The following is a 13447-nucleotide window of genomic DNA, read 5'->3' on the forward strand; positions in this document are numbered from 1 at the left end:
GTGGCGCTACTCATACTGTCCCTGGTTACGCTCCAATACCTGGTACTTTGGTTCCGACTGAAACGATTTTTTCGCGGGTACTCCCAAGCGGACCCGACCGCCGCTATGCCAAACGTTTGCATTTTTCTTCCCTGTCGAAATGAAGCAGAAAATTTGCCCGACTGCCTTCGTGCGCTAGAGGCGCTGCAGTACCCCGCCGAGAAGATTCGTTTCCTGGTGGCGGATGACCAGAGCAGTGATGAGACGGGTGCCATCCTGGCCAACTGGGTAAGTCAGGGAAAAAACCGGCAGTTGATACCGCTGGACCGGCCGCCGGTAGCTGGAGAAAACGGCAAAGCCCTTGCCATGGCCCTGATGGCCGGGCAGGTAAAAGAGGGGGAATTGTTGCTCTTTACCGACGCGGATTGCCGGGTTCCGGTAGGCTGGGCAGAATGCATGGCGAAAACCTATCGGCAGGAATTCGGTTTAGTGACCGGGATAACGACGATTTCCGGAAACTCCTGGTTTGCACGCATGCAGTCCCTGGACTGGTGGCTTACCCTGGGAAAAGTAAAAGTGGTCGCAGATTGGGGATTTACCCTAACAGCCATGGGGAATAACATGGCAGTGGGGGAAGGCCCCTACAGGAAAGTGGGCGGATTTTTCCCCTTCAAGGAAGTTGTGACGGAAGATCTCGCCCTGGCCAGAGCCATTTACGGGATGGGATTTCGACCCATTCAACTGGTAACTAGAGCCGCGCTGGTGAGGACCCTGCCCGAACCGGGATTTGCCCGGTTGATGAAGCAGCGAAAACGTTGGATGCGTGGTGCATTCCTTTTGCCCTGGTATTGGCAATGGCTATTGGGCTTGCAGGTAGGGTTCTACCTGGCACTGGCAGTCGCCTTGTATTACGTACCGTTACTGACAGGGATCAGTTGGGCCATTAAAATTTTGGCTCAATCCCTTTTTATCCGCACATTTGCTGCAAAAACGGAAACGAAAACAAGATTTCTGGATTTACTAAGCTTTGAAATTTATAACTGGATCGTAAGCTGGGCCACCGTATTGTATTACTTTTGGCCCGGAGCCATCCAATGGAAAAACCGCAAGTACGCATGAAATTTATCGAGACACACGCCCATCTTTACAGCAAGAAATTTGATTCCGATCGGTACGAAGTGATCCGGACGGCCCGGGAACAGGGTGTGGCGAAATTCTTTATGCCTAATATTGACCTGGAGTCCATTCCGGGGATGCTGCAGATAGTGGCGGATTTTGAAGAGGTTTGCTTTCCTATGCTCGGCTTGCATCCCTGCGACGTAGGAGCAGATTTCGAACAAAAGTTAGACACTATGGAGGAATGGTGGGGCCGGCACCCGTTTGTGGCCGTAGGAGAGACGGGCATCGACTTGTATTGGGACAAGACGTATTTTGCGCAACAGCAGGAATCGTTGCGCAGGCATATTCGATGGGCGAAAGACAAAAGCCTTCCGCTGGTATTGCATTGCCGTAATTCCTTGGATGAAACCATTGCCTTGCTGCAATCCGAGCAGGTCGATGGACTGTCTGGCATTTTTCATTGTTTTTCCGGAGATCTCTCTCAGGCAAAGCAAATTATTGCCATGGGGTTTTATTTGGGCATCGGGGGAACGCTCACCTACAAAAACAGTGGGTTGGGAGAAGTAGTGGCTGCCCTGGGTCTGGATCGGTTGGTGTTGGAAACCGACAGTCCCTACCTGGCTCCAGTTCCTTTCCGGGGAAAGCGGAATTCACCGGAATACATCCCACACATCGCCGAAAAAATGGCCGGCTTTGTTCAAACCTCGGTGGAGGAAGTAGCCGCCGTGACGAGTAAAAACGCGTTGACCGTTTTTAAACAGCCTTTCGATGAATTATAAAATCGTTCGTTTAAATACTGCCGCCCGAACTGAGATCGAATATGCGGTCCTCATCATCTATACGGGAGGTACGCTGGGAATGGCCTACGACGAACAGGGTTCGCTGGTGCCCTTTAATTTTGGGAAAATTTTGGAAAAAATCCCCAACCTAAACAACCTGAACATCAGCATTACGGTCATTTCGTTTCCGGAACCCATTGATTCGTCCAACATCAACCTGCAACACTGGGTGGACATGGCCTACATCATTTACGAGAATTACGATACCTACGATGGTTTCGTGGTGCTGCACGGCACGGATACCATGGCTTACAGTGCATCCATGCTCAGCTACATGCTTTCCGGGCTCAACAAACCGGTGATTTTTACCGGGGCACAACTGCCCATAAGCGCGATGCGCTCGGATGCCCGGGAAAACCTGATGACCTCCCTGGAAATCGCGATTTCGAAAGCCAACGGAAAACCGATTGTACCAGAGGTTTGCATCTTTTTCAACCACATGCTTCTTCGGGGAAACCGGGCGAAGAAGGTGCAAAGCGTTCATTTTGATGCTTTTGAGTCAGAAAATTACCCACCTCTGGCAGAATCCGGCATTGTGATCGACTACAATTATGCCTCGATCCGTCCCTATGAAGAGGGGAAAAAGCTCAAATACCTAAACAGGCTGGATAATCGCGTCATGGTGTTGAAACTTTTTCCCGGGATCACAAAAAACGTCATCCAACACTGCCTTCAAATCGAAGGATTGAAAGGCATTGTGCTGGAGACTTACGGCTCCGGCAACAGCCCGAGCGAGGACTGGTTTATCCATACCATGGAGGAGGCGGTAGACAGGGGCTTGCTGGTATTCAATGTCTCGCAGTGCAACGGAGGGCGGGTGATTCAGGGCCGTTACCAGACCAGTACCGACCTCAAACGTGTCGGGGTTTTGAGTGGAGGGGACATTACCACAGAGGCTGCGATTACCAAGATGATGTTTGTACTGGCCAACGAAAGTGACGAAACCGAAATTAAACGCAAGATGATGACGCCGCTGGCTGGAGAGATGTCTGTTTTGAGCCATTGACAGGGCTCGAATCAATGGTTTGATCGTCAATCTTCTAGCTTTCATTGCCAGAAAAATTCCGTTTGAGGCGTGTTATTTTTACATAATAAACGAGGCAATTATTTGCATGGGCTGAATTTTATAATTTTATTTGTCGCTTCAACAAAACCGAAATTCACCAGAATAAATAGAGAGGTGTCCGAGCGGTCGAAGGAGCACGCCTGGAAAGCGTGTATACCCCTAAAGGGTATCGAGGGTTCGAATCCCTTCCTCTCTACGTGAATCACCTGGTTCGGAAACAAGCGGTTCCAGTTCTTTGAAAACTCTCTCACATTGTAAGTCACGTCGGCAGAAGGGTTTCATTCAAACGGAAGAATGCCCACCTGCGTACTTGGGTTAAAACAATCCTTTTATTTACAATAAGCAGAAAATGCGTGCGATCCGGTACCCATTGAAAGGGTTTTCTTAGAAATTATAATGGAATCATTTGCAAAATGAACCGAAAAAATTATAACTTTAAAAACTTAATTCGAATTCAGAAACCGTTCAACCTTTAAATGTCTATTAAAAACTACATTATGAAAAAGTTAATCGCTTTGTTCATGCTTTTCGGGATTTTATTTTCTCCGATGATCACAAAAGCACAAGAAGAAACAGAAGAAACAGAAGCTGACACCACCGAAGAGGCTGCTGCTCCAGCTCCAACGCCTGCTCCTGATCCCACGCCGGTGATGACCGATGATGACATCGTTGCTGAAGAGCAATCCTTTCATCAAGTGATCAAAGACAAGTTTATTGAAGGAGATCCCACGTACATGACGCCCGTTTTGTTGTGTTTGATATTGGGTTTGGCAGTGGCACTGGAACGAATCATCACGCTTAACCTCTCAACGACCAACACCAAGAAATTGTTGGCCAAAGTTGAAAGTGCGTTAGAAGAGGGTGGAATTGAAGCCGCCAAAGACGTGACGAAAGGTACCAGAGGCCCCGTTGCTTCCATCTTTACTCAAGGGTTGATGCGCTATTCGGAAGGTATTGACATGGTGGAAAAATCCATCATTGCGTACGGATCCGTAGAAATGGGTAGGCTAGAAAAAGGCCTGGTTTGGATCTCCCTGTTTATCTCCCTTGCACCAATGCTTGGTTTCATGGGTACGGTAATTGGTATGATTGGTGCCTTTGACTCTATCGAGGCAGCAGGTGATATCTCTCCGTCTCTCGTGGCAGGTGGTATCAAAATCGCCCTTTTAACAACAGTAGCCGGTTTGATCGTAGCGATTATCCTACAGTTATTTTACAACTACTGCGTGGCAAAAATTGACTCTATCGTAAACGATATGGAAGACGCTTCCATCAGCTTAGTAGACATTTTGGTGAAACACAAATTGACCAGGTAATCCTGGTCTTTTTTGTGTACCTTTAAATGATTTATTCACTCAAGATATTTAGATAAAATGGATACTACTGATATATTTTTATATGCAGGGTACTTGCTGATCATCGTAGGAGCGATTTTTGCAATCCTAATGCCATTGATCCAGTCTCTCGGAGACCCAAAAAGTCTGTTAAAGACGGTCGCCGGGGTGGTTATCATCGGCGCAGTGTTTGGGATAGCCTACTCCTCCGCAAGTGGAGATGTGGCTGCCAAGTACATGGCAGACCCATTTAACATTTCTCCAGAAGGTGCCAAGATGGTAGGAGGGGTATTGCTTACCGTATATGCCCTATTCATTCTGGCCATCGTGGGCATCGTAATTACCGAACTTAATAAATTAATCAAGTAATTATGGCTAGCAAGAGAGGTAGAATGAGTCAGGAGGTAAATGCAGGGTCGATGGCGGACATCGCCTTCTTGCTTCTTATCTTCTTTCTCGTAACCACAACAATCGCTTCGGATAAGGGTATTCTTAATATCCTTCCTCCCAAGCAGGACCCCAATCAGCCACCACCAGAGGTGGAGCTAAACGAACGGAATATATTTAACATTCTGATCAATGCAAACGATGACTTGTTGATCGAAGGTGAATTCAGAAATAACACCGATGGTTTGTCCGAAGAAATCAAAAGTTTTGTATTGAACTTTGGTAACCCGGACGAAGATGCGGTGGCCTTGTTTAATGAGTTACCTCCTTCATTGAGAGGCTTGGCAGAGCAAAGTCCGGAATCTTCCGACCATCCCATGACCGGTGGTGCAGTAATTTCAATCAAGACCAATAGAGGTACCAGTTATGAAACCTATCTGGAAGTTTTGGATTTGGTGAAAAAGGCCTATTTCGAGATCTACGGAGAGCGGGTAGGATTGACTGCAGAGCAGTACCGGGCACTGTCGGGGCAAACTGCGGCCGAAAAAGAATTGATCGATCGTGGAAAAGACCGTATTCCAATGGCCATCTCGATTGCTGAACCTGATAAAATAGGAAGCTAATTATGTCGAAGTTTAAAAAGAAAACCAAAGCTGACACCAATATTCCTACTTCAGCACTACCGGATATTATCTTCATGTTGTTGTTCTTCTTCATGGTGACGACGGTTTTGCGGGAGCAGGAAATCCTGGTGGAGCAAAAAATTCCGCAGGCTACGCAGCTGCAGAAATTGCAGAAAAAGACCTTGATCTCCTATCTGTACATTGGAAAGCCCAAGAACACCTCCCTGTATGGATCGGAGCCTCGAATTCAGGCCAACGATGTATTGATCAACACTTCTGACATCATCCTGTGGGTGAATCAGGAAAAAGATAACCTATCGGAAGCCGAACGGGATCAGATCACGATTTCGCTGAAAGCGGATAGAGACGTGAAAATGGGACCTATCAGTGATATACAGTTTGAATTAAGGGAAGCAGATGCACGAAAGCTGATGTATGCTTCCGTTGGAAAGGTGGAAAATAACTAGTCCAGCGAATTTCATCGTCATTACTAAAAATTTAAAGCTGTCCCATGGGCAGCTTTTTTTTTGCTCACGGCTTCCCCGCACCCCATTGGGCGGTTCGTGGTGAGACCGTTTTTTACCCGGATGCTCGTTTTTCACACCGATTTAAAGGAAAGTATTAATTTACAACTGTTTGAGGCAGGGTGCATGCGTGTGCCCAACCATCCAACACAGCCGGTGTGCAGAGATACTCGCTAACGATGATCGCAGAGGCAACTAGGAAGGAATAATACTTCCTGCCTGCCTTGGTGTGGGAGGGAATGAACCGCTAGTTAAAGTTGTGAAATATGCCAATTCGATCGGCGTGTACGTCTACCTCTATTTTCTTGTAACGGATCGACCCGTGGCACGGTGGGGTGGATAACCAGTCTTTTTGGCTGATGTGTTACCAGTGGGGTAAAGGGGTCGAATGGCTGCTTTTTCCGGCTGCCTACCGGTATTATGTAGCAAATTTTGTGCTGCCGTCATGGCTACTGGACCCAGTGGGTGTACTGGCTTTCAGGCTGCTTTGAACCAAGGGGGCGATTCAACTGGAATTGGCGACGTGAACTCAGCGAATCCAGGAGGTGTAGTCAAGGCGGTGGCTGCAAGTGAAAACTTCTGACATTTGCTCAAAAAAACAAAGGCCATGAACGTGGATTCATGGCCTTTAGAAGTGCTAGCAGGTATCGGACACTAGATGGCGTTTTCTTTTACCAGATTTAAGGCAGATCCTGCCTGAAACCATTTGATTTGCCCTTCGTTGTACGTATGATTGACCTTGATTTCATTCGTGCTTCCATCGCTATGGTGTAGGACCACAGTCAGTGCTTTTCCAGGAGAAAAGCTGTCCAAGCCTACAATATCGATCGAATCGTCTTCCTGTACCAGGTCGTAATCGGCCGGATTATCAAAGGTGAGGGCCAGCATGCCCTGTTTTTTGAGGTTGGTTTCGTGGATACGGGCAAAAGACTTGACCAAAATGGCCCGTACGCCCAAAAATCGGGGTTCCATGGCCGCGTGTTCGCGTGAGGATCCTTCGCCGTAATTTTCGTCTCCTACCACTATAGAACCGATGTTATGCAGCTTGTACTGCCGTTGAACTGCCGGTACTTCTCCGTAGGTTCCGTCAAGTTGGTTTTTCACCTTATTGGTTTCTTCGGTGAAGAAATTGACTGCACCGATGAGCAGGTTGTTTGAAATATTGTCCAGGTGCCCACGAAAACGGAGCCAGGGACCAGCCATGGAAATATGGTCGGTGGTACATTTTCCTTTTGCCTTGATCAGTAGTTTTAAGCCTTTCAAATCCGTTCCCTCCCATGGAAGGAAAGGCTCGAGTAATTGTAGCCGATCGGAGTCCGGTGCTACCTTAACTTCTACCGAAGATCCGTCGGCGGCAGGCGCCTGGTATCCGGCGTCTTCCACCGCAAACCCTTTGGTTGGCAATTCCAGACCGGCAGGTTCTTCCAGCTTTACCTGCTTGCCTTCCTCGTTGGTAAGGGTATCGGTTTGGGGGTTAAAGGTAAGATCACCGGCGATAGCCATAGCCGTAACTATTTCCGGAGAGGCGACAAAAGAATGCGTGTTGGGGTTACCGTCTGCTCTTTTGGCGAAATTGCGGTTAAAAGAGGTTATGATAGAATTTTTTTCCTGCTTTTCGGCACCGTGTCTGGCCCATTGGCCAATGCAAGGGCCGCATGCGTTTGCGAGGACCACTCCGCCCATATTTTCAAATACCCCTAAAAAGCCATCCCGTTCCACCGTATACCTGACCTGTTCTGACCCGGGAGTGATGGTGTATTCGGATTTTGCTTTCAGTTTTTTATCGACTGCTTGTTGGGCAAGGGATGCGGCCCGTGATATGTCTTCGTAAGAGGAGTTGGTACAGGACCCGATCAGTCCGACTTCCAACTTTTGCGGCCAGTTATTTTCCCGAACGGCAGCAGCAAACTTGGATAGAGGCCACGCGAGGTCCGGGGTAAACGGACCGTTGATGTGTGGTTCCAGTTCGGACAGGTTAATTTCAATGATCTCGTCAAAATATTCCCCTGGAGAAGCATATACTTCATCGTCTCCGGTGAGGTGTTCGCTGATTTCATTGGCGAGGTCCGCTATTTCAGACCGATCGGTTCCTCTCAGGTAGGCTTCGGATTTTTCGTCGTAGCCAAAAATGGAGGTGGTAGCTCCGATTTCAGCTCCCATGTTGCAAATGGTGCCTTTGCCCGTAGCTGATAACGAGCGAGCCCCCTCACCGAAATACTCCACGATACATCCCGTACCACCTTTTACGGTGAGTATACCGGCCACTTTAAGGATGACGTCCTTGGCAGCGGTCCAGCCAGAAAGCTTACCGGTCAATTTTACGCCAATCAGTTTGGGGAATTTGAGTTCCCAGGGAAGTCCTGCCATGACATCGCAGGCGTCGGCTCCACCTACGCCTATAGCGACCATTCCCAGACCACCGGCGTTGGGTGTATGGGAGTCGGTTCCAATCATCATTCCGCCCGGGAAGGCATAGTTTTCCAACACCACCTGGTGAATGATACCTGCCCCTGGCTTCCAGAAACCCAATCCATATTTATTCGATACCGAGGATAAAAAATCGTATACTTCCCGGTTTTTATCTTTTGCCTTGGCCAGGTCTTTGGTAGCCCCTACCTCTGCCTGTATCAAGTGATCGCAGTGAACAGTAGAAGGGACCGCCACCTGGGATCTGCCGGCTTGCATGAACTGAAGCAATGCCATTTGGGCGGTCGCATCCTGCATGGCTACCCGATCCGGTTTAAAATCCACGTAGGAACCTCCCCGCTCGTATCCCTTCGTTGCCTCTCCTTCGGATAAGTGGGCGTAAAGGATTTTTTCAGTTAAGGTGAGCGGCCTGCCCACTGCTTTTCGGGCTGCGGCTATACGCTTCGGGAACGCTGCGTAAACCGACTTGATCATGTCTATATCAAAAACCATGGATGATAAAGTTATACGAAAGTTTATGTGTAGAAAATTCAATGAAGCGGCAAAGATACGAAAATCGCCTGTTAATTGGCTAAAATAGCACTTTAATCTGTTAATTTATACAGGTTTTAAAAAAACAAACCGGAGTCTCCAGCTATTTCGAAAGCCTTATCGCAGATCCAATAAAAATTGCACCGTATCTACCTTATCTGCATAGTCGTCAGGGTTGGGGATCTGTGCGGTGCCGAACGGAATGCTATCTTTCCACCAACCGTTTCGTGACACCACACATTGTATTTTGTCCTCCAGCGCGGCAATCCGGGACCGAAGATCAGCCTCACCGGCATACATTTCGTAGTAGATTACCGAGATCGGGGATACAAGCGCCTCATTTTCGACCAAAAGTAAATGACCATTGTCCAAATGAGGCGTTCGGTTGACCAGGTATTTGGATTTATTGTATTCGTAGTTGTTCAGGTACTTGTGGTGGTTGATGATCTGATTGGCAGGATCCATTCCTTTCAAGAACGCTTGTATCTGATCCGGCTCCCGAAAAAACACCTTGGATACGTTTCTACAGCCAAGTCCAAAATAGCGAAAAATGTCTTCAGAAAGTTGGTTCCAGTCTTCCTGGCTTTCCTTGCCATCCAGTAGGGCAATGGAGGTCCGGTTTTTTCGAATGATATGAGGGTATTTTCCGAAATAATAGGCGAAATAACGGGCCGAATTGTCACTCCCCGTCGCTATGTAGGCATCCATTCCCTTTAGTTGCTCCGAAAAATGGACGGCTTGAGCCAGCCCTGGGGCGATTTTTTCCGTTTGTTGTACCAGCCAGGGGATCAATACCTGATCCGAAGAGCTTAACTTGATCCATGCGAGGTGACCTGTCAGCCAAACGCAGAGTAAGTCGTGAAACCCAACACCCGGAATGTTTCCAGCCATGATCAGACCGATCGTTTTTGGAGAAAACGAGGGATCCGATAGCATCGGGTAGCGATCTACCCACGCAGCAATTTTTTGGGGTGATAGATACCGAATAATCCCTTCGAGGGCATGCTTGGATTGTTCTGGGGTAAACCAGCTATTTTGATTCTGCATCCGCTGAAACAGTGTGTCTTTCGTCGCTGTGGGCAGGTTTTGAAGGTGGTCATGCAGGGAGGAAAGGGCTATCAGTCGTTGACGTACATCCATGGGATCGGAATTGGGGTTGGGTTTGGCGGCGGAATCGTTTTCGAAAGTCAGGCAAAGATAACGAAAGCCCGACAAAGAGTAAAGTAAGTAGTTAGTATACCAATTAATGTTGGCGAATTAAATTTGAACAAAAGGGAATCTTTTTGCTTGTGAGATTGTCTTTTGGGTAGTAGTTTTGCGAACAAACAAAATCGAAGAACAATGGCAATAATGATAACGGACGAATGCATCAACTGCGGTGCATGTGAGCCCGAGTGCCCGAATACAGCCATTTACGAAGGCGGTATTGAATGGACCTGGGGTGGAGGTACGGAGTTAAAAGAAGTAACCCTTGACGATGGATCCGTGGTCAGTGGGGACGAAAAACAAGCGCCTGTATCCGACGAGTTTTACTATATCGTGACCGAAAAGTGTACGGAATGTACCGGATTTCATGAGGAACCACAATGTGCCGCAGTATGCCCGGTAGACTGCTGTGTGGATGATCCAGACCACAGAGAATCCGAAGAAGCGTTGCTTGCCAAAAAGCAATTTCTCCATGGAGAATAGCGCAATAGCAAGAAAAAACAATCTTTTGTAGTCATAAAATTGTCTTTTCCAACAGGTAATTTGAATATTATCCCGAATTTTGGAAAAAAAAAGAGGCAATAATTTGAATTTAACAAGTGAATTGATTTAACTTGGCATTAAATTGTTTTTTACAAAAAAATTAAATGTTTGGATAGTGGAAAATAACAAGGATTACGACAGAGATGAGATTTTCACCAAAAGGGTAAAGGCCGGCAAGAGAACCTATTTTTTTGATGTGAAATCCACCAGGTCAAACGATTATTATTTGACCATCACGGAGAGCAAGCGGAAAATCAAGGACGATAATTTTTTCTACGAAAAGCATAAAATTTTCTTGTACAAAGAAGATTTCGCCAAGTTTGTCGAGGCACTTCAAGATGCGGTAGATCATGTGAAAAACGATTTGATGGCAGATTTCGATTTTTCGCAATTTGACGTGGAGCCGGAAGCAACGGAGACAAACAACGAAAACAATAAATTTGGAGAAGATTTAAAATGGGAATAAGTGCCGGGAGCCTGTTTTCTCGGGTAGTTTTCAGGACCCGTTAAGGGCCGCTAAACGAATTTTGGGGTTACTTGCCTGATGCAGGCAAAAATATCCCGAAATTCGTTTTTTTTTGCTAAATTTAGTGTATGTTCCGAGTAATCCTAACGGCAACCGTTTTCACGGCGCTCATCTTTTTATTGGGTTGGTATTTTTCAGACATCAGCTTGTATTTTGTTTTTTCCCTTGTTTTGGCGGCTGCACTACGCCCCCTCACCAACAAGATCAACAACCTGTACGTGATGGGGCAGCACATTCCCCGGGCTTTGTCCATTGTTCTTTCGTTTGGGGCAGTGCTTTCCGTAGTCTTTTTTTTGGTGTTGCTATTTATACCTTTGTTCCGTTCCCAGGTGGCCTTGCTACAAGACCTGGACATCAATTACCTATACGACCAGATACAGCGGCCGATAGACAATTTAGAGGGCATTCTGATCCAATTAAACCTGATCAACAACGAGCCGGGTTACCTGATCGGATTGGTCAAAGAAAACCTGATCAATAGTTTCAATGAGGTAAACATTCAGGGATTTATCAACCAGGTGATTTCCACCACCAGCAGCTTTTTTATCAGCATACTGGCCGTGGGATTTATCACCTTTTTTCTTTTGCTGGAAAACGGCCTTCTCCGAAGAAACCTGCTCAATTTCATTCCCAACAAGTATTTCGAGCTTTCGGTAGCGACGTTTCACAAGGTTGAGCGCTTGCTATCCAATTACTTGCTGGGTTTGTTGATTCAAATGTCGGTGATTTTCTCCATTGCCTCTATAGGCCTGACCCTTGCCAATGTAGATTATGCGATGACGATTGCGGTGTTTGCTGCGGTAGCAAATTTGATTCCCTATGCCGGACCGCTTCTGGGAACAATCTTTGGTGTTTTAGTGGGGCTGTCTACAGGTGATTTCAATGCGGCCAATGAGGTGTATTTTTTTCTATTTAAGGTTTTAGCCGTTTTTTCAGTGGTTCAGCTTAGCGATAATGTCATCTTGCAGCCATTTATTTTTTCTAAATCTGTAAAAGCACATCCCCTTGAAATTTTTGTTATTATCTTTGCCGGTGCAAAAATTGCGGGTGTGCTCGGAATGATTTTTGCGATACCTGTGTATACCATTTTCAGGGTTTCGATACAGGAGTTTTACAAAGGATACAAAGAATACCGAATATTTAAAATAGATAAGATTTAACGTTCATGGGATTAAAATGTGGGATTGTTGGCCTGCCTAATGTGGGGAAATCAACTTTATTCAATGCCTTATCAAGCGCAAAAGCCGAAGCGGCAAACTTTCCATTTTGTACCATCGAGCCCAATGTAGGGGTGGTGACGGTTCCGGATACCCGGCTGAAGGTATTGGAAGACTTGGTTCATCCGCAAAAAGTCATTCCGACGGTGATTGAATTCGTGGACATTGCAGGTTTGGTAAAGGGGGCTAGCAAGGGAGAGGGCCTGGGTAATAAGTTTTTGGCCAATATACGGGAGGTGGACGCAATCATCCATGTAGTGAGGTGCTTCGAAGACCCCAACGTAGTCCATGTGGCGGGTTCGGTTGATCCGGTTTTTGACAAGGAAGTCATTGATACGGAATTGCAACTGAAAGACCTCGAATCGGTGGAGAAGAAGATTCTTCGCATCGAAAAAATAGCCAAAAGCGGGGAAGCGAAGGCCAAAAAGCAGATGGAAAGCCTGTTAAAGTACAAGGAAGCACTCAAGGCAGGGAAAAATGCGCGGGCGGTAGAAGCGGACGAAGACGATCTTGAAGCCTTGCAGGACATTCATTTATTGACCATCAAGCCGGTATTGTACGTGGCGAATGTGGACGAAGGCAGTATCCAGGAGGGGAATGCCCACGTAAAACGACTAAAGGAAGAAGTCGTCCTGGAAAATGCCGACGTGATCGTGCTTTGTGCGGCGCTGGAAGCACAGATTGCGGAGTTTGAAGATGTAGAAGAGAAAAACATGTTTCTGGCTGAATACGGGTTGGAAGAAAGTGGGCTCAACCGCTTGATTGCCGCCGCCTACAGGCTATTGAATTTGATCACCTATTTTACAGCGGGCGTGCAGGAAGTTCGGGCCTGGACCATCAAAAAAGGATGGAAGGCTCCGGCTGCTGCGGGTGTGATTCATACCGATTTTGAGAAGGGATTTATCAAAGCCGAAGTAATCAAACTAAAGGACTACGAACAGTATAAAACGGAGGCGGTTTGCCGTGAACACGGGAAAATTGCAGTTGAAGGTAAGGAATATGTAGTTTGTGACGGAGATATTATGCATTTTCGATTCAATGTATAAATAAATTGAAATATTATTGTTATGTTTGCTGCAACTTATTTACCCATAAATTAGTTTGTTCTGTAGTAATGTTGTAATAA

The 13447-nt window shown here is 46.7% G+C and carries 13 protein-coding genes and 1 tRNA gene; 12 read left to right on the top strand and 2 right to left on the bottom strand.

Annotated features, from left to right (window positions below):
• Positions 1–105 precede the first annotated feature (105 nt).
• The 8 genes from GCU44_RS02110 to GCU44_RS02145 all read left to right on the top strand — a co-directional run bounded on the left by GCU44_RS02110 (position 106) and on the right by GCU44_RS02145 (position 5814).
• Positions 106–1098, top strand: a complete 993-nt coding sequence (locus GCU44_RS02110) for a glycosyltransferase (RefSeq protein WP_154853183.1) — start codon at positions 106–108, stop codon at positions 1096–1098.
• Entirely contained in the window at positions 1095–1877 is a 783-nt protein-coding gene (locus GCU44_RS02115) for a TatD family hydrolase (RefSeq protein WP_154853186.1), read from the top strand. Before GCU44_RS02110 ends, GCU44_RS02115 begins: the two co-directional genes overlap by 4 nt.
• Positions 1867–2943, top strand: coding sequence for an asparaginase (locus GCU44_RS02120; RefSeq protein ID WP_092175490.1), 1077 nt, complete (start codon positions 1867–1869; stop codon positions 2941–2943). Before GCU44_RS02115 ends, GCU44_RS02120 begins: the two co-directional genes overlap by 11 nt.
• A gap of 168 nt (positions 2944–3111) precedes the next feature.
• A tRNA-Ser gene (locus GCU44_RS02125) sits at positions 3112–3199 on the top strand.
• A 301-nt stretch (positions 3200–3500) separates the two neighbouring features.
• A complete protein-coding gene (locus GCU44_RS02130; RefSeq protein ID WP_092176082.1) occupies positions 3501–4319 on the top strand; it encodes a MotA/TolQ/ExbB proton channel family protein in 819 nt (272 codons plus the stop codon).
• Positions 4320–4376: 57 nt separating this feature from the next.
• Complete coding sequence (locus GCU44_RS02135) at positions 4377–4706, top strand: hypothetical protein (RefSeq protein ID WP_092175492.1); 330 nt, start codon at positions 4377–4379, stop codon at positions 4704–4706.
• Between the two features lie 2 nt (positions 4707–4708).
• A complete protein-coding gene (locus GCU44_RS02140) occupies positions 4709–5347 on the top strand; it encodes an ExbD/TolR family protein (protein WP_092175495.1) in 639 nt (212 codons plus the stop codon).
• A 2-nt stretch (positions 5348–5349) separates the two neighbouring features.
• Positions 5350–5814 (top strand): ExbD/TolR family protein, encoded by a 465-nt coding sequence (locus GCU44_RS02145; protein ID WP_092175497.1) that lies wholly within the window; start codon positions 5350–5352, stop codon positions 5812–5814.
• A gap of 711 nt (positions 5815–6525) precedes the next feature.
• Here the strand turns inward: GCU44_RS02145 and GCU44_RS02150 are convergent.
• Together GCU44_RS02150 and GCU44_RS02155 are read right to left on the bottom strand one after the other, a co-directional pair.
• On the bottom strand, positions 6526–8790 hold the full coding sequence (locus GCU44_RS02150; RefSeq protein ID WP_092175503.1) for an aconitate hydratase: 2265 nt from the start codon (positions 8788–8790) through the stop codon (positions 6526–6528).
• A gap of 156 nt (positions 8791–8946) precedes the next feature.
• Positions 8947–9969 carry an acyl-CoA reductase gene (locus GCU44_RS02155; RefSeq protein WP_154853188.1) on the bottom strand — a complete coding sequence of 341 codons (1023 nt, stop codon included), beginning with the start codon at positions 9967–9969 and terminating at the stop codon, positions 8947–8949.
• 201 nt (positions 9970–10170) lie between these two features.
• Between GCU44_RS02155 and GCU44_RS02160 the strand changes: the two genes are divergently transcribed.
• The 4 genes from GCU44_RS02160 (at position 10171) to ychF (ending at position 13367) form a co-directional block, all read left to right on the top strand.
• Complete coding sequence (locus tag GCU44_RS02160; RefSeq protein WP_092175505.1) at positions 10171–10518, top strand: 4Fe-4S binding protein; 348 nt, start codon at positions 10171–10173, stop codon at positions 10516–10518.
• A gap of 175 nt (positions 10519–10693) precedes the next feature.
• Positions 10694–11044 (top strand): DUF3276 family protein, encoded by a 351-nt coding sequence (locus GCU44_RS02165; RefSeq protein WP_092176087.1) that lies wholly within the window; start codon positions 10694–10696, stop codon positions 11042–11044.
• 128 nt (positions 11045–11172) lie between these two features.
• Complete coding sequence (locus GCU44_RS02170) at positions 11173–12264, top strand: AI-2E family transporter (RefSeq protein ID WP_092175508.1); 1092 nt, start codon at positions 11173–11175, stop codon at positions 12262–12264.
• A 5-nt stretch (positions 12265–12269) separates the two neighbouring features.
• Entirely contained in the window at positions 12270–13367 is a 1098-nt protein-coding gene (gene ychF / locus GCU44_RS02175) for a redox-regulated ATPase YchF (protein ID WP_092175510.1), read from the top strand.
• The last annotated feature ends 80 nt before the right edge of the window (positions 13368–13447 follow it).

Origin of the sequence: Cyclobacterium xiamenense (assembly GCF_009467825.1) — a bacterium.
In the GTDB taxonomy this organism is placed as follows: domain Bacteria; phylum Bacteroidota; class Bacteroidia; order Cytophagales; family Cyclobacteriaceae; genus Cyclobacterium; species Cyclobacterium xiamenense.